The 14,949-nt window shown below is 66.5% G+C and carries 13 protein-coding genes; 1 reads left to right on the top strand and 12 read right to left on the bottom strand.

Annotated elements, in window-relative coordinates:
- The first annotated feature begins 296 nt into the window (after positions 1–296).
- Complete coding sequence (locus tag J8I82_RS29030) at positions 297–884, top strand: TetR/AcrR family transcriptional regulator (RefSeq protein WP_209762686.1); 588 nt, start codon at positions 297–299, stop codon at positions 882–884.
- On the opposite strand, the gene J8I82_RS29025 is transcribed toward J8I82_RS29030, so the two are convergent.
- The 12 genes from J8I82_RS29025 to J8I82_RS28970 form a co-directional block, all read right to left on the bottom strand.
- Positions 870–1,622 carry an alpha/beta fold hydrolase gene (locus tag J8I82_RS29025; RefSeq protein WP_209762681.1) on the bottom strand — a complete coding sequence of 251 codons (753 nt, stop codon included), beginning with the start codon at positions 1,620–1,622 and terminating at the stop codon, positions 870–872. The two genes, J8I82_RS29030 and J8I82_RS29025, sit on opposite strands and share 15 nt — an antisense overlap.
- A 16-nt stretch (positions 1,623–1,638) precedes the next feature.
- Positions 1,639–2,664 (bottom strand): M14 family zinc carboxypeptidase, encoded by a 1,026-nt coding sequence (locus tag J8I82_RS29020; RefSeq protein WP_209762679.1) that lies wholly within the window; start codon positions 2,662–2,664, stop codon positions 1,639–1,641.
- Complete coding sequence (locus tag J8I82_RS29015) at positions 2,661–3,575, bottom strand: LysR substrate-binding domain-containing protein (protein WP_209762834.1); 915 nt, start codon at positions 3,573–3,575, stop codon at positions 2,661–2,663. The genes J8I82_RS29020 and J8I82_RS29015 overlap by 4 nt, the downstream gene beginning before the upstream one ends.
- 200 nt (positions 3,576–3,775) lie before the next feature.
- The gene (locus J8I82_RS29010; protein WP_209762676.1) at positions 3,776–5,428 is read right to left on the bottom strand and encodes a glucosamine inositolphosphorylceramide transferase family protein; all 1,653 of its coding nucleotides are present in this window, start codon (positions 5,426–5,428) and stop codon (positions 3,776–3,778) included.
- 214 nt (positions 5,429–5,642) lie between these two features.
- Complete coding sequence (locus tag J8I82_RS29005; RefSeq protein ID WP_209762673.1) at positions 5,643–7,796, bottom strand: phosphocholine-specific phospholipase C; 2,154 nt, start codon at positions 7,794–7,796, stop codon at positions 5,643–5,645.
- Positions 7,797–7,867: 71 nt separating this feature from the next.
- On the bottom strand, positions 7,868–8,056 hold the full coding sequence (locus J8I82_RS29000; protein ID WP_209762670.1) for a hypothetical protein: 189 nt from the start codon (positions 8,054–8,056) through the stop codon (positions 7,868–7,870).
- A gap of 122 nt (positions 8,057–8,178) precedes the next feature.
- Positions 8,179–9,738: an alkaline phosphatase family protein gene (locus J8I82_RS28995; RefSeq protein ID WP_245180230.1), complete on the bottom strand. Its 1,560-nt coding sequence runs from the start codon at positions 9,736–9,738 to the stop codon at positions 8,179–8,181.
- 593 nt (positions 9,739–10,331) lie between these two features.
- Positions 10,332–10,706, bottom strand: a complete 375-nt coding sequence (locus tag J8I82_RS28990; RefSeq protein ID WP_209762668.1) for a hypothetical protein — start codon at positions 10,704–10,706, stop codon at positions 10,332–10,334.
- 250 nt (positions 10,707–10,956) lie between these two features.
- Complete coding sequence (locus J8I82_RS28985; protein ID WP_209762665.1) at positions 10,957–11,679, bottom strand: hypothetical protein; 723 nt, start codon at positions 11,677–11,679, stop codon at positions 10,957–10,959.
- 487 nt (positions 11,680–12,166) lie between these two features.
- The gene (locus tag J8I82_RS28980) at positions 12,167–12,295 is read right to left on the bottom strand and encodes a DUF2474 domain-containing protein (RefSeq protein WP_209762662.1); all 129 of its coding nucleotides are present in this window, start codon (positions 12,293–12,295) and stop codon (positions 12,167–12,169) included.
- On the bottom strand, positions 12,295–13,302 hold the full coding sequence (gene cydB, locus J8I82_RS28975) for a cytochrome d ubiquinol oxidase subunit II (RefSeq protein WP_209762660.1): 1,008 nt from the start codon (positions 13,300–13,302) through the stop codon (positions 12,295–12,297). Before cydB ends, J8I82_RS28980 begins: the two co-directional genes overlap by 1 nt.
- A 4-nt stretch (positions 13,303–13,306) precedes the next feature.
- Positions 13,307–14,740 (bottom strand): cytochrome ubiquinol oxidase subunit I, encoded by a 1,434-nt coding sequence (locus J8I82_RS28970; RefSeq protein ID WP_209762657.1) that lies wholly within the window; start codon positions 14,738–14,740, stop codon positions 13,307–13,309.
- Between the last annotated feature and the right edge of the window lie 209 nt (positions 14,741–14,949).

Raw genomic sequence — 14,949 nt, 5'->3', positions numbered from 1 at the left:
ACGCAGCATCGACCCGTACACCGATGGCGCACGTGTCGGCAAGGCTGACCCGTACACCGACGGCGCATTCGCCTGAGGCAAGCGTCTGAAATACGGCCGGCAAGTTGCCGGCCCCTGTAACCACCGGGCTGCCAGCGTGCGGCCCGATTCATGGAGTCGATCATGCGTTGGCTTGACACTGCGCTGATCCTGGGTGGATGGGTAGGGCTCTGCCTGGTCAGCGGGTCCCTCATTACCCTTGTCGCACGCGCGCTGCCGGCCTGAGCCGGGCGGTGCGGAAAGAAGGAGTTGAAACCATGAAAACCCGGTCTGTACGTGAAGAACTGGTCGAACATGCACTAGTGCTGATCCGCCGTCGGGGCTTCAACGGGTTCAGCTATCGCGACCTGGCGGAGCTGGTCGGGGTCAAGACCTCGAGCATTCACTACTACTTTCCGTCGAAAGACGACCTGGTGCTGGAAGCGGTGCGCGAATACGGCAAACGCAGGCAGGCACGGCTGGACGCCATTGACAGCAGCCTGCCGCCGGCCGAGCAGGCGCGCCAATACCTGGCACCCCTGCGCGCCGGCGCCGGCGGCGACGAGGCTTGCCTGGTCGGCATGCTGGGGGCGGACGTGCTGATGCTGCCGGAATCCGTGCGCAGCGCGATGCGCGACTTTGTCTGCCTCAACGAGCAATGGCTCGCGCGGCTGTTCGAGCGCGCGGCGGCGCTGCGGCAGACGCCTTACCCGGCGCCACCGCAGCAGCTGGCGCAGGTGGCGTTCGGCGCGCTGCAGAACGGCCTGATCAGTGCGCGGCTGTTCGGCACCACGGACCGGCTCGACGCCGCCGCGGGGATGCTGACCAGCCTGATGCCGGCGGAGCGGGCGCTAGCCGTCGCCTGACCCCATGCGCGACACGGCTTCGCACAACCAGCGCGGATCGTCGTGTGGCAGGTCGTGGCCGGCCCAGTGATGCGTCAGCACCGGCGCGTCCCAGGCTTGTCCGATGCGTGCGGAGCAGGCCGGGTCGACCAGCCGGTCCGATGACGATGCAATCAGCAGCAACGGGCAGCCAGGCGCGCTCGCCGGTGCCCGATAGCGTGCCGCGGCCACCAGTTGCGCCAGCGCTGAGGCGCGGCTGACCGGCGCGTCGGCGGCAATGGCTTGCCAGGCGGCGATGTCGGCAGTGAGCGTATCCGCGCGCGCGCAGGTGATGGCGTGAATGGTGCGCTCGCAATAGGCGCGGTCGTGCCAGCGCTGCGCGATGCGCAGCAGCTTGCCCCAGTTGCGCGGCCGCAGCCGCTGCATCGGCGTGCAGAAGGGCCGCATGCTCGTATTGACAAGCACCAGCCCGCGGACTTCGTCCGGATAGCTGCTGGCCCATTCGGTGGCCACCATCGCGCCCAGCGACATCGCCAGCACGCGGTACGGCCCGCGCGCGCCGGCCGTCGACAGCTGCCGGCGCACGGCGCTGACCATGTCGCGCACGCTCCAGGGTGATGGCTGCACCGACAGCGCACCATTGCCCGGCAGGTCGGGCAGCAGCGGCCGGCCCAGCCCGGCCGCTTCCCATTGCTCAGGCAGGTGCCCCCAATGGCGCGTCTCGCGCGTCAGCCCCCGCAGGAATACCCATCGGCTCATGCCATTCCTCACCAGCTTATGGCGACGCTTGCGTCTGCCAGTGCGCGTGCGCCTGCTGCAGCAGCGCCTCGCGCTGCAGCCCGCGCGGCAGCCAGCGTTCCGGCGCAAACGCGACGCGCCCGAGGAAATCGAACAGGCTCACATGGCGGCGCAGCACGCGCGCGGTGCGGTGCGCCTTGATCGGATTGAAGATCCCCTCGCGCGAGAACAGCTGGCGCGGGTTCTTCTTGATCCACAGCCACGAGCCCAGTTCCAGCGTCATCGGCAGGAACATGCTGCCGGCCGGCGCGAGGTCATACGCATGGTCCCACAGGTCGCCGTGCAGCAGGTACTGGTGGCTTTGCGGCTCGAAGGTGTAGCCGTGGTGCGGATGCGCCTGCTCGAACAGCGTCTTGAGCAGGAACATCTCGGGCAGGTGCGCCATCGGCCGGCGCGTGCGCGCGTAGGGGAACCAGATGCTGTCGCGCCAGCCATAGCCGGAGTGGCAGTCCACCGCGAAGCTGAGCGGGCGCGGCAGCAGTTCTTCCTGCACCACGCGCAGCAGCGCGCGGCTCTCCAGCTCCATCGGTCCGCCTTCCGGGCCGCGATACCAGGGCAGCCAGGCGCCAAGGCGCTGCCCGCCGGCCAGGAACGGCACGCGCGCGTCGGCGTCCTGCGGGCCGTTGCGCATCAGGTCGACGCCGTTGGGATTGGCCCGGGTGCCGGCCCACATGCCGCCGGGATTGACGATCGGCATGAACACCAGCCGCACGGCCTGCAGTTCGCGATGCAGCAGCTCATCCCACGCCAGCCGGCCCAGCACGGAACGCAGGTAGTCCAGCACCAGCTGCGTGCCGATCCGCTCCAGCCCGTGGATGCCACCAAAGATGCCGATGGCCGGCGACTGCGGGTCGCGGCTGCCGAGGGTGGCCACATGCACGCCGAAGCGGTGTCCCTGCACCACGGCTTCGCACACCACGCGACAGTCGAGTACATGGCTGGCGGCGTCGAGCAGCGCCAGCAGCTGGTCATATTCAGGAAAGGCGTCGGCGCGCGCGGTCATGCCGCCCGCGGCTCGGCGGCGGCATCGGCCAAATCGGCCAAATCGGCCAAATCGGCCGCCGTCACGCAGGCCAGGAAGGCACCCACCAGGCGCGTGCCGCGCCGGCTCTGCAGGCAGTAGAGGTATTCGTTCAGCACAGGCGCCCCGTGCGCGAACGGCACCACCCGCAGCAGCGGGTCTTGCGGCACTTCGCCCAGCGGCATCACGCTCGCGCCGAGGTTCTGGCGGATCGCTTCGTAGATGGCCTCGCGGCTGCCGATCACGGTATGCCGTGGCAGTTGCTGCGCGCAGGCGGCGAGCGCATCCTCGGTCGCCTTGCGTGTCATCGAGCCGTGCTCGCGCACCAGCAAATGGCAGCCGCGCAACTGGGCCAGGTCCACCTGGGGCAGGCGCGCCAGGGCATGGTCCGGATGCGCCACCAGCACCATCGGCGCCGAGGCCAGGCGGATGCGTGCAAGGCGGTCGTCTTCCACCGGATGCGACGACACGGCCGCGTCGATCCGGTACTCGAACAGTGCTTCCAGCATCTGCTGCGAATTGCCGATGTCCAGGCTTACCTCGATTGCCGGATAACGCTGCCGGAACGCGGCCACCGCGCGCAGGATGTAGTAGGGACCCGTGGCGCCGAGTCGCAGGCTGCCGAAGCGCAGGTCGCCAGCGTTGCGCAGCAGGTAGTCGGCCTGGCCTTCGTGCTGCATCAGCTGCTCGACCACCGGCATCAGCGCCAGTCCCACGTCGCTCAGGTCGACCCGGCTGGCGCGGCGGTGGAACAGCTCAACGCCATACGACTCTTCGAGCTGGCGGATGCGGCCGGTGACGGTGGGCTGGCTCACGCGCAGCTGCCGGGCCGCCATGGTGATGCTGCCCTGGCGCGCCACTTCGAAAAAAGTCATCAGCAGGTCGCCAAGCATGGTCATCCGCAGTAGTTGAGGGAAGCGGACCGGACAGGTCCGGACGACCGCGCAGTCTAGCGGGGCAATATGACAAAACCGAGACGCCGGTGCTGGCCAGACCGTGTTAAATACCGGGGCGCAAGTCGTGCGCAAACGTCAACGGTTTGATTGACCGCATGGCTGATGAGTCGCCCGGACCAGCAACCGGCCGCACCTCACTACAATTCCAGAACCAGATGCAGCAAGGGTTCGTTGCAATGCTGGTAGATGCCAAGGCAAAGCAACCGCTGCGCCGCGCGGGAAATCCGGGACGTGATCCTGCGTCGCAGGACCCAATAGCTGATCACGGAGTGCTTGCCATCCACCAGGGTACGATCTCCCCAGGCCGACATCGTGTGGATACCGCGTGGATTCAACTGATCTCTTTCCGGGCTGACGATTCGAACCACCTCCTCTCGATAGAGGTGAGGCGTGCAATGCAGTATTCGATTGACGGCGATTGCCTGGCCGTATCCGCTCTTGCATACCTGCGCCACGCGCAACAACTGGTCGCCTTCCGTGACGACGGCGCCAGCGGAGCGCGATGACTGGTGATCGATCTTCACCGGATTCTGTGGATGCGCGTGCCATGGGCCGAGAAGATCGGATGCATAGCACAGGCAAAGGTTGTCGAACGCACCCAGTGATACGTCGGTGTACGCCAGCCAGAAGTATCCCTGGTGCCAGAAGATGGTGGGGTCGGCAACCTCGGTATCGTCAAGGAGTACCGCGACCTGTGCCCAGCGTCCGCTCTCGTCGCGCCGGTTCAGCACGCAGCGGCGGCTTTGCGCCGATTCCGCGACGCAATACAAGGCGCCGTCGTGAGGAAACAGATAGGGGTACGACAAGTGACCCGCCAGCCCGAGATCGACATGCTTGGGCGCATCCGGCTCGACAGAATCGCCGAGCTTCAACCTGACAATGCGGCCAATGTTCCGCTTGAGATCGAATTCCTCGCAATAGATTTCATCCTTGCTGCCGGGCACGCCGAACGGATCCGCCCAATACCGGGCTCCCTTGCGCTTGCCGATCCATCGCACCGGCAAGTGTTGTGAGCGCATGGCTTCGGTCAAGCGCATGTCGACGACGCCCACCATCCAATAGTCAACCAGCAGGCAGCCCCTGAGCAAGCGCAACAAGCGGTGGCCCAGCTCCCGCAATTTCCACATCATCCGCTGCAGCAAGCTCGCACGCTTGCCGTCCGGCTTCCACGCCGGACGCGGCTCCAGGGCGCCGAGCACGGCAATCTCGCGCACCGCGGACAGCAACAGCTTGGCCGCATAGCTGCACAAGCGCTGCGGCGATACGCGTTCGCCCGGACAGGCGAATGCCCCCGCCTTGTCGATCAGGGTGGCTCCCGACGCAGTGCTCGCAACAAGGTTCAGATGAATGCCGACGCCCGCCGCGATCGTTTCGAGTCCATGGTGCCCGTCACCCAGCACCACGCCGCGCCGATCGCAAAGGCGCCATACACCCTCGACAGCATCGCTTTGGGAATCCGCGCCGAGGCGGCCAGTGAGATCGACGATTGCAGAGACCTTGCGCAACCGCGCTGCAGCGTCAGCGCGATCAGCTTGCGTCGTGCCCTTGACGCTGCCATTGGACGGCTCGAGCTCCCGGACAAGGGTCTCGCAGATGCCGGACGCGTGGATCCGGTTCACCAGCTCGTGTTCCCACGACGCCGGATGGCGTGACTCGAGCACGAAGACAATGACGGGCAGCACGGCAGCGCCTGACACCTGGCTCGCGCTCCGGATACTACCCGTCGTCGGCTCGCAAACCAGATCGGATTCCGTGTGCATCACATCGAGTTCTGTGGCGATTTCTTGCATACGACCTCCCCCTTGCCGTCATTGTTCGTCATGCGGCCGCCGCGATCAAAGCGCAAACGGGTGTAAGGCCCGCCTGTTTTGTGCGCAGGCATACAAAAAACGCCGCCGTAGCAGCCGCAGGCCGCCGACAAGGCGGCCTTTCCGGAACATTGTCCTGTCCAGGAGAAGGCGTGGCCCGCTTGGAAAACCCGCCGCGGGCCGCCCGGGGCTGGCGTCAGCCGGTCACGCCCATGGCCGGATCCGACACGCTGTCCTTGCCGGTCTCGATACGCCCGGCAAAGCGCCGTGTGAAGCCGCCTTGCGACGCCGTCACGGTGAAGTCGTACCAGTTGCCCTGCAGACCCACCGGCCAGTGCTGCTGCAGCTGCTTGCCGGCCGGCACCTCGAAACTCCACGGGCCGTCATTGCGGTAGGCATTGGGCCGCACGGTGAAAGTGCAGGCGGCGCTGCCGGTGTTGATCAGGTCCAGGTAGACCGCGGCGTTGGCGATGTCATAGCAGACGCGGATCTCGGGCGCGCTGGCGCCCGCGGCGCCGGCCGCGGCAACGTCGCCGATGAAGGCGCGATGGAAGCCGTTCGGGCCGAGCACCCACAGGTCGTACTTGCCGGCGTCGCTGGCGAAGACATCCCAGCTGCCGTGCAGTTCCTTGCCCGGCTCGACCATATAGCGGCGCGGCACGCGGTCCAGGTGCAGGCGGTCATAGACGTGGTAGACCGCGGCGGCCTTGCCGGCGTTGGCGAACAGCAGCCGTACCACGCGTTCGCGGGCGTCCTCGCGGGCGCTGACATGCAGCTCGTACGGCAATGCGCGCGACGGACGCGTGCCGCGCTCCTGCGGCGGCATCGGCTGGGTGCCTGCCGCGGGCAGCGGCACCTGCGGCAGCACGCCCTGCGCGGTGCGGATGGCATCCGCGCTGGCCTTGTCGCGGTTGGGCAGCGAGGGCAGCGGGTTGGCGTTGGGGCTGACGAAGTTGAAGGCCGAGACCAGGTCTCCCGCCACCGCGCGGCGGAAGCTGCTGATGTTGCTTTCCACGACGCCAAAGCGGGCCTCCAGGAAGCGCAGCACCGAGGTGTGGTCGAACACCTGCGAGTTGACCCAGCCGCCGCGGCTCCAGGGCGACACCACATACATCGGCACGCGCGGGCCGGGGCCGTACGGCTGCTTGTCGACGTGGTATTCGGTCGCCAGTTCGCCGGTGGGCAGCGTGGTCGCGCCGGCAAGCGCATCGCCGTCGTAGGCGGGGGCGCACGGCGGCGGCACGTGGTCGAAGTAGCCGTCGTTCTCGTCGAAATTGATCAGCAGCACGGTCTTGCTCCAGACCGCGGGATTGGCGGTGAGCGCGTTGAGCACCTCCTGCGTGTACCACGCACCCTGCACCGGGCTGGACGGCCCGGGATGCTCCGAATAGGTGGCCGGGGCCACGATCCACGACACCTGCGGCAGCGTGCCGGCGGCAACATCGTCGCGCAGTGCCTGCAGGAAGCCGCCATCCGGCATGGTGTTGGCCACGCCCTTGAGCAGCGGGCTGATGGCGTCGTCGGCGCTGGTGTATGGCGGATAGGGGCTGCCGTTGGGCTGGTTGCCGCGCGCGGCGTTGGCGTCGCGATATTGCTTGAAACCCGCGAGCGGGTTGTCGGTGAAGTTGTCCGGCATGTTCTGGTAGACCTTCCAGCTGACGCCGGCTGCGTTCAGCCGCTCAGGGTAGGTGGTCCAGGTGTAGGGCGTGTTGGAGCCGGTGAAGGAGTCGCCGCTGTTGTCGATCACCGGGCCGCCATGCGTGCCGGCCGGATCGTTGGTGCCGGTCCAGTGGAACAGCCGGTTCGGGTTGGTGCCGCCGTGGAACCCGCAGTGGTAGGCATCGCACAGCGTAAAGGCATTGGCCAGCGCCATCTGGAAATCCAGCTCGGCCTCGGTGTAGTAGCCCATCGACTGGGTCTGCTTGTAGGTGGGCCACTTGTTCATGCGGCCCAGGTCCCATGCGGCCTGCGCATCGGGATAGGAGTGCGGCGTGCCGCTGACGCGCTGCGCATTGCCCGCGCTGCTGTCGAGGTGGTAGGGTAGCACGCTGCGCGTGGTGCTGCCGTTGGTATAGGTCTGCTGCCAGACGTTGAGGCCGCCTGCCAGCGGGATCGGGAAGCGGTCGCCGAATCCGCGCACGCCGCGCAGCGTGCCGAAGTAGTTGTCGAACGAGCGGTTTTCCTGCATCAGGATGACCACGTGCTCGACGTCGCGGATGGTGCCGGTGGCATTGTTCGCGGGGATTGCCAGCGCGCGGCGGATGGCCGGCGGGAACGCGGCCAGCGCGGCGGTGGCGGCGGCACTGCCGCCGGCAAGCTTGAGGAAATTGCGTCTGCTATGCGAATTCATTGGATCTGGGCCGGATGGGTTCAGGATAGGCGGCGAGGCGGGAGCCAAAGCGGGCGGCTGCCTGCGTCAGCTCAGGGCGCGCAGCGTAGTTGCGGCGTGACTGCGGGCGGCTGGCCGGGTTCGTTGCCGCCACCGCCCGGGGTGCCGCCGGGCGTGCCACCCGGCGTGCCCGTGGCCGGGCTGTCGCCGGAATCGCCGCCGCAGGCGGCAAGCGCCAGGCACAGCAGCAGGGCGGCCAGCGTGGAAGATCGGAGAGTCATGGTGTTGTGCTCCTGCAGGGGACGGGGGGCGCCGTGGCGCCCCGGTGAGTTGTCGGCGGATCAGGGGTTCAGGGTGGACAGCGGCTGGCGCGCGCCGGTGATCGTCTTCAGCTCGTCGAGCGTCAGCACCCGCGTCCACATCGCCGCGGGCTCAGCGCGATGTCGGCGCCGTTGTGCGCCAGCTTGTAGGCGTCGATATTGGAATCGACCCGCAGCGACTTGCCGGTGAAGTTGTCGTCCGCAAGCGAGCCGCCATCGGTGCCGGCAACCCACGGACCGAGCGTGGCGCCGCCCTTGCTGTCGGCAAACGGCTTGCTGTCCATGCTGAAGTACGTGGCCAGGCCATCGCGCAGCGTGGGCGCCAGCGTGACGGGTTTGACGTAGTGGATCTGCGCCAGGTACGACACCGGCACGTCATTGCGTACCAGCGTGTAGTTGAAGCGGTACAAGCCCGTGGGCATGTCGAAGGCGCTGTCGGTGAACTCGCGCGACCCGGGCGCCAGCGAAGCCACCACCACGCCGTCGCGCAGCACGCGCGTGGTGCCGAAGGATTCGGTGGGGTTCTGCCAGCTCAGCGTGATGGTGTCGCTGTAGCGGCCGACGCTGGCGCCGATCGCCCGTACGCCGGCAGCAGTCGCCTGCAGCGGTGCGCCATCGAGCCGGCTGGCGGCGGGGTCTGTGGCCACGCCGGCGTGCGCGAGCATCGTCGGCACGAGATCGGCCTCGGTCGGCAGCGCCGACAGCTCTGCCGCAGTGATGGGGGCGGCGGCGCCCGGCCGGGCCAGCGCGGCGTTCAGCGTCTTGTTGGTGGCAAGGAATGCGGTGCGGTTTTCCACGGTCGGCGCCGTGGTGGTGGTGCCGGTGGCATCGGGGCCGTGGCTGGTGGTGACCAGCACCAGCCAGTCTTCGCCCGGCTGCGCCTGGCGGCGCGTGGCGACGGCGGCCAGCAGCTCGCCCAGCGCCTTGTCGGTATCGACGAGGGCGCGCGCATAGGCGCCGCCGCCGAATCCGCCGATTTCCGCTGCCGCAGCCGGGGCGCTGTACTGGGCGAACACCATGCCATAACCGGACTGCAGCTGTCGCAGCGCGTTCTGCGTGACGCAGCTATCCACGCCGGCACAGTCAACCAGCGTATCGAGCGCGCCGGTTTCCTGTTCGGCCTTGAGCAGCGCCGGCAATACCGGCGAACTGATCGTGGCGCCTTGCTGCAGCACCGGCTTGCCGGCGTCGCGAAGGTGGCGGAAGACAGTGGGCGCCTGCAGCGGCGTGCTGCCGGTGTCATCGTCGACGCCGTGGCGGTTGACCCAGGTGCCGGTCAAGACCGTGGCCCAACTGGGCGCGCCCAGCGTCGATTGTGCGGTGACGGTGCCCGGCACGCCGCCGGTGGCGGCCGGCACCACGTTCAGCTGCGCCAGGTTGGGCAGCTCGCGCCGCAGGATCGCGCCCTGGACCTGCGCATAGGTGGCGCCGTCGATGCCTGCCAGCAGCACGCGCGGCCCGCCCTGGCCGGCGGGCGCCGGCGCCGTGGTCACGGTGTCGGCCGGCGCGGGCCCGCTGGCCGCGGTGTCATCGCCGCCGCACGCCGAGAGTGTCGCTGCCATTGCCGCCGCCAGCGCGGTCAGCGCCGCCCCGGCCCGCGCGCGCCCGTTGCCGTCGCCACGCGCTGCATGCTTTCCTGCCATGTGTCATTCCCCTGTCTGTCTGCGTTGTTCTGCGCCGGCGGCCGGTGCCGCGTGGCGGATTGCGCTCCCCGCAATGCGCTCGCAGAGTAAAAACAGGGGTTGTCACCGTGGTGACAGAGGGGGAAAGAATGCTGATGCCGCTATTCGGATTCTTGCGCGTATTGCGGGCAAAGGGGCTTTAGCTGCCGGTGGAGGCATAGCGGCGCAGCCCGACGCGCCATGCGCCCATCGCCATCAACAGGAACACGAACACATCGTCGCTAGATTGCCTCTCTGAATCGCCTCGCGAGCTTATGCAAACGCTCATCGTCCTCTGGTGTCCGATGACTTGCGGTGAGTTTCCACCATGCTACGTAGAGGCCGTAGGCAAGCCATGCGTCCCGGATATTGTTGCCGCGACCGCTTTCCGACTGGCTGAGGATAAGGCGAATCGATTTCTCGGTGGTGGCCGTAATTTCGTCGTAACACTTTCGAAGATTCGAACTCGGGTCGGTCGACGTGGCTGACTCGGCCAGGCTCGCCGCAGTGTGAAGGGAATGGCACATGCTCGCTTCCAATAACGCCGCCATCTTTAATGGCCCGGCCGCGCCTGACTATCGGCTCGCAGTTGGCAATGGAGCTGGCGCCGTCGCCGCCTGCGGTGTCGCCTCCGGGCATCGACGCAGGTCGCTGAGTGTCTGCAATTGACGCGCGCGATTGTCGGCGCTTTCCATGGCGCTACGCTTCTCGATCATGTTCCCGATGCCGAAGTCTCCCAGGAATGACAGAACTGAACGGCCACTGAACTCGCTCTCCTTCTCGACGGCCTGGGTAAAGCCATTTACCTTGGCCTGCTCAAGCTGAATCTCACGACAGGACATCGTCTGCCGCTCGAAGTCCGTCACCGTCCCGACCCGCCCGTAGTTCTTTGTCGCGCAGCCCTGAATTGTCAACAGGCCAAGACCAATCGCCAGAATTAACCGATTCATGAGGAACCCCCTCTTGTTGTAGTGTCAGATTAGTTCCTGCGGGGTTCGCGCAATATCGAGCAGAAGTATGTTTCAGACGTGAACATGCCGGAAGTCGCACCTGGTTTGGCCAGCGTCTACGAAACAGCCTTCCGTCTGCGAGAAGCGATTTGTCGGCGTAGAAAAGAGGCTAACCCTCATGGCCGATCATTGGTTCCGATAGGCGCGCCTCGCCTTGCATGATTGGCCTATGCGGTTGCTCCTGACTGGCCTACTGGAACACCAGCGTGCCCAGCGATTGCCCATTGCTATCGAATACCATGGATTTGGACGAAACAAAGCTGATGTTGCCGCTGGTGTCGATGCGAAACGTGGTCTCATCCTCGGCGATGCGGGCATTGCCGTTGTCGAACACCGTGTCGAGCAAGGTCAGCAGCAGGCTGTTTCCGGTATCGGTGGCAACGCTATAGGACTCGGAAAGTGTACCCACCTTCGTGGCCCGGGTGCTGTCCGAGTAAATAGTGGCGCTTGCCAGAGGTCCCGAGTCGCCGGCCTTCACTGTCGGCGGAATCGTATGGTCGGCGAACACCACGAAGGCATCCCCCTCGTCGATCACCATCACGGCATAGGTAACAGTATTGCGGAAGACGGTCCTGGTGTTCGAGAACGGCACCGAATTGCCATTCGCGACAAGCGTGCCGCTGAGGGTTTCAGTGGTCCTCAATACCGAAGTGTTATTCAGAAAGGTCGCAACGAAAGGGGTGGCGGTCAGTGTTCCGGAGCCTGATACCGGCACATTCTCTACCGTGCCGGAAATCGAGAAATTTGCGGTCAGCCCATTCGCAGCCAGACCTGCCATGGCTGTGCTGAGTGGCACCGTCAGAGGCTGCACCGGCGTGCTGGCTGCCTCGTTGCTGTCGTTGTCGTCGCCCCCGCCGCCGCAGCCTGCGAGAAAGAATGAAATTGCAAGCACAAGAAGGAATCTCTTGGACATCGCAGTCTCCTCGCCGAAGTGTCCCGGATTCGAAACTTGTCTTGGCATGCGACCCGGCGGAACGGGCAGGGCATGGCGCAAACCGCAATTTTTCCATACCCGCAACCCATGCGAAATGCCCTGCTGTCGGCAGGCTCGGCGCGCGAGGTCGTCACCCCAAAATAAGCCGCAACAAAGATGCCAACACTGTCTGATGTGTTGTTTTCATTATGTTATGGCAGACATATGGATTCGAGGCGCTGGTGAAATCGGTGCAATCTGTTTCGTTCAGGATACAGTCCGCAGTTCCTAAGCGGCGAGCCTGGCCAATCGCTTCGCGAAGCCGCTGAAATCGGCGTCTCAGCGGTGGAGTATCGAGTGACCGCAACCCGCACAACAGTCCTTGGGCTTCGGTCGGGACCGCCTCTTGATGGCCGGCAGCGTCCCACCCCGCTGCACGACCGCTGCGCTGCACGCCAGTCCCGCCAATTCCGGTTTCCTGCCCGCCTCAGCTGCGGAATCCCACGCTCTGCATGATCATCCGCAGCGCCCATGCCGCCACCCCCAGCGCCGCCACGCTGGCGAGCCAGATCAGCACCAGCCAGCCCAGCCGGCGCAGCCATGTCGGCGCCGTCATCAGTGATAGCCCTCGCCGTGGCGGACCTTGCCGCGGAACACGTAGTAGGCCCATACCGTGTACATCAGGATGAAGGGGATGATGAACAGTGCCCCGACCAGCGCAAAGCCCTGGCTCTGCGGCGGCCCGGCCGCGTCCCAGATCGAGATCCCGGGCGGGATGATATTGGGCCAGACGCTGATCGCCAGCCCGCTGTAGCCCAGGAACACCAGCCCCAGCGCATACAGGAAGGGCGCCATGTTCGGCTCGCGGCGCAGCGCGCGCATCAGCATCAGCATGCACAGCGCCACCAGGATCGGCACCGGCGAGAACCAGAACAGGTTCGGCAGGCTGAACCAGCGCTCGGCGATCTCGGCGTGCGTCAGCGGCGTCCACAGGCTGATCACCGCGATCACGGCCAGCAGCAGCCATGCCAGCGCCCCGGCCAGCCTGATCATGCGTTGCTGCAGGCCGCCCTCGGTCTTCATGATCAGCCAGGTGCTGCCCAGCACGGTGTACGCCACCACCAGCCCGACGCCGCAGAACAGCGGGAAGGGCGCCAGCCAGTCCAGCGGGCCGCCGGCAAAACGGTGGCCTTCCATCTTGATGCCGTCGATATAGGCGCCCAGCGCCACGCCCTGGAAAAAGCTGGCGGTGGCGGAGCCCAGGATAAAGGACGCGTCCCACACCGGGCGTTCGCGGTCGTTGGCCTTGAAGCGGAATTCGAACGCCACGCCGCGGAAGATCAGGCCCAGCAGCATCAGCATCAGCGGCAGGTACAGCGCGCTCAGCACGACCGAGTACGCCAGCGGGAACGCCGCCAGCAGCCCGGCGCCGCCCAGCACCAGCCAGGTTTCATTGCCGTCCCAGACCGGCGCCACCGTGTTCATCATCACGTCGCGGTCATGGCGGTCCGGAACGAACGGGAAGAGCATGCCGATGCCCAGGTCAAAGCCGTCCATCACCACGTACATCATCACGCCGAAGAAGATGATGACGATCCAGAGAAGGGAGAGATCGATGCCCATGGTGTCAGCTCCGGGTGCGCGCGGCGGGGTTGGGGGCAAGGACTTCGTCGTCGTCCACGGCGGAGAGCGGGCGGGCCGGCGTATGCTCGCGTCCCGGGCCGCCCTCCGGTCTTGGCGCTTCCAGCACCGGCCCCTTGCGCACCAGCCGCATCATGTAGGCGATGCCGACGCCGAACACAAAGAAGTACGCGATCACGAAGATCCCCAGCGTCAGCGCCAGCTCGGGCACGCCGTGCGGCGAGACCGCGTCGGCGGTGCGCTGCAGACCGTAGACCACCCAGGGCTGCCGGCCCACCTCGGTGGTGTACCAGCCGGCCAGGATCGCGATCACGCCGGCCGGGCCCATCCATAGCGCCATATGCAGGAAGGCGCGGGCGCGGTACAGGCGTTCGCCCCGGCGCAACAGCAGGCTCCAGGCGCCGAGCGCGATCATCAGCAGTCCCAGGCCCACCATCACGCGGAACGACCAGAACAGGATGGTCGAATTGGGCCGGTCCTCCGGGGCGAATTCCTTCAGCCCCTGGATCTGGCCGTCCCAGGTGTGTGTCAGGATCAGGCTGCCCAGGCGCGGCACTTCCACCGCGAAGCGGGTTTCCTCGCGCTGCATGTCGGGCCAGCCGAACAGCAGCAGCGGCAGCCCTTCGTTGCCATGGTTCTCCCAGTGGCCTTCGAGCGCGGCGATCTTGGCGGGCTGGTGCTTGAGCGTGTTCAGGCCGTGCAGGTCGCCGATGACGGCCTGGATCGGCGCGACGATCAGCAGCATCCACATCGCCATCGACAGCATCTTGCGGATAGCCTGGTTGTCGCGGCCGCGCAGCAGGTGCCACGCCGCCGAGGCGCCGACGAACAGCGCCGTGGCCAGGAACGCCGCCACGCTCATATGCAGCAGGCGGTAGGGGAAGGACGGGTTGAAGATGACCGCGAACCAGTCGGTCGGGACCACGCGGCCGTCGATAATCTCGAAACCCGCCGGCGTCTGCATCCAGCTGTTCGACGCGAGGATCCACGTGGCGGAAATCAGCGTGCCCAGCGCCACCATCACGGTGGAGAAGAAATGCAGCCCGGGCCCGACTCGGTTCCAGCCGAACAGCATCACGCCGAGGAAGCCCGCCTCCAGGAAGAAGGCAGTCAGCACTTCATAGGTCAGCAACGGCCCGGTGATGCTGCCGGCGAACTCGGAGAAGAAGCTCCAGTTGGTGCCGAACTGGTAGGCCATCACTAGCCCGGAGACGACCCCCATGCCGAAGTTGACGGCGAAGATCTTGGACCAGAAGTGATAGAGGTCGCGGTAATGCGGGCGCTTCGTGCGCAACCAGCAGGCTTCCAGCACCGCCAGGTAGGCGGCGAGGCCGATGGTGATCGCGGGAAAGACGATGTGGAAGGAAATCGTAAAGGCAAACTGGATGCGGGCGAGGTCAAGCGCGGTCAAACCAAACATATTGTTCTCCGTGGCGCTGGCCTGGCGCACGCCTGCGGGACGGGCGCGGCACTGCTGGGGGCAGGCCGGCCTGCCGGCGGGGGCGCGCCGGGGGCGCGGGCCGTAGGCGCGTGCGGTAAGCGTAGTGTACGCCGCGTGCAGCGCGATTGGCAGCAGGCCGGCCGGGTGACATTTCGCCGCAGCGGGCGGCGTGAGCCCAACCTGGGCCG

Source organism: Cupriavidus consociatus, from assembly GCF_017814975.1.
In the GTDB taxonomy this organism is placed as follows: Bacteria; Pseudomonadota; Gammaproteobacteria; order Burkholderiales; family Burkholderiaceae; genus Cupriavidus; species Cupriavidus consociatus.
This window is presented reverse-complemented; position numbering and strand designations above follow the sequence as displayed.

What these genes read in the sequence shown, in the direction of transcription:
- J8I82_RS28985 (WP_209762665.1), bottom strand. Translation starts at nt 11,679, where the DNA reads ATGTCCAAGAGATTCCTTCTTGTGCTTGCAATTTCATTCTTTCTCGCA.
- J8I82_RS29020 (WP_209762679.1), bottom strand. Translation starts at nt 2,664, where the DNA reads ATGACCGCGCGCGCCGACGCCTTTCCTGAATATGACCAGCTGCTGGCG.
- cydB (WP_209762660.1), bottom strand. Translation starts at nt 13,302, where the DNA reads ATGGGCATCGATCTCTCCCTTCTCTGGATCGTCATCATCTTCTTCGGC.
- J8I82_RS28970 (WP_209762657.1), bottom strand. Translation starts at nt 14,740, where the DNA reads ATGTTTGGTTTGACCGCGCTTGACCTCGCCCGCATCCAGTTTGCCTTT.
- J8I82_RS29015 (WP_209762834.1), bottom strand. Translation starts at nt 3,575, where the DNA reads ATGCTTGGCGACCTGCTGATGACTTTTTTCGAAGTGGCGCGCCAGGGC.
- J8I82_RS29010 (WP_209762676.1), bottom strand. Translation starts at nt 5,428, where the DNA reads ATGCAAGAAATCGCCACAGAACTCGATGTGATGCACACGGAATCCGAT.
- J8I82_RS29005 (WP_209762673.1), bottom strand. Translation starts at nt 7,796, where the DNA reads ATGAATTCGCATAGCAGACGCAATTTCCTCAAGCTTGCCGGCGGCAGT.
- J8I82_RS28995 (WP_245180230.1), bottom strand. Translation starts at nt 9,738, where the DNA reads ATGGCAGGAAAGCATGCAGCGCGTGGCGACGGCAACGGGCGCGCGCGG.
- J8I82_RS29025 (WP_209762681.1), bottom strand. Translation starts at nt 1,622, where the DNA reads ATGAGCCGATGGGTATTCCTGCGGGGGCTGACGCGCGAGACGCGCCAT.
- J8I82_RS29000 (WP_209762670.1), bottom strand. Translation starts at nt 8,056, where the DNA reads ATGACTCTCCGATCTTCCACGCTGGCCGCCCTGCTGCTGTGCCTGGCG.
- J8I82_RS29030 (WP_209762686.1), top strand. Translation starts at nt 297, where the DNA reads ATGAAAACCCGGTCTGTACGTGAAGAACTGGTCGAACATGCACTAGTG.
- J8I82_RS28980 (WP_209762662.1), bottom strand. Translation starts at nt 12,295, where the DNA reads ATGACGGCGCCGACATGGCTGCGCCGGCTGGGCTGGCTGGTGCTGATC.
- J8I82_RS28990 (WP_209762668.1), bottom strand. Translation starts at nt 10,706, where the DNA reads ATGAATCGGTTAATTCTGGCGATTGGTCTTGGCCTGTTGACAATTCAG.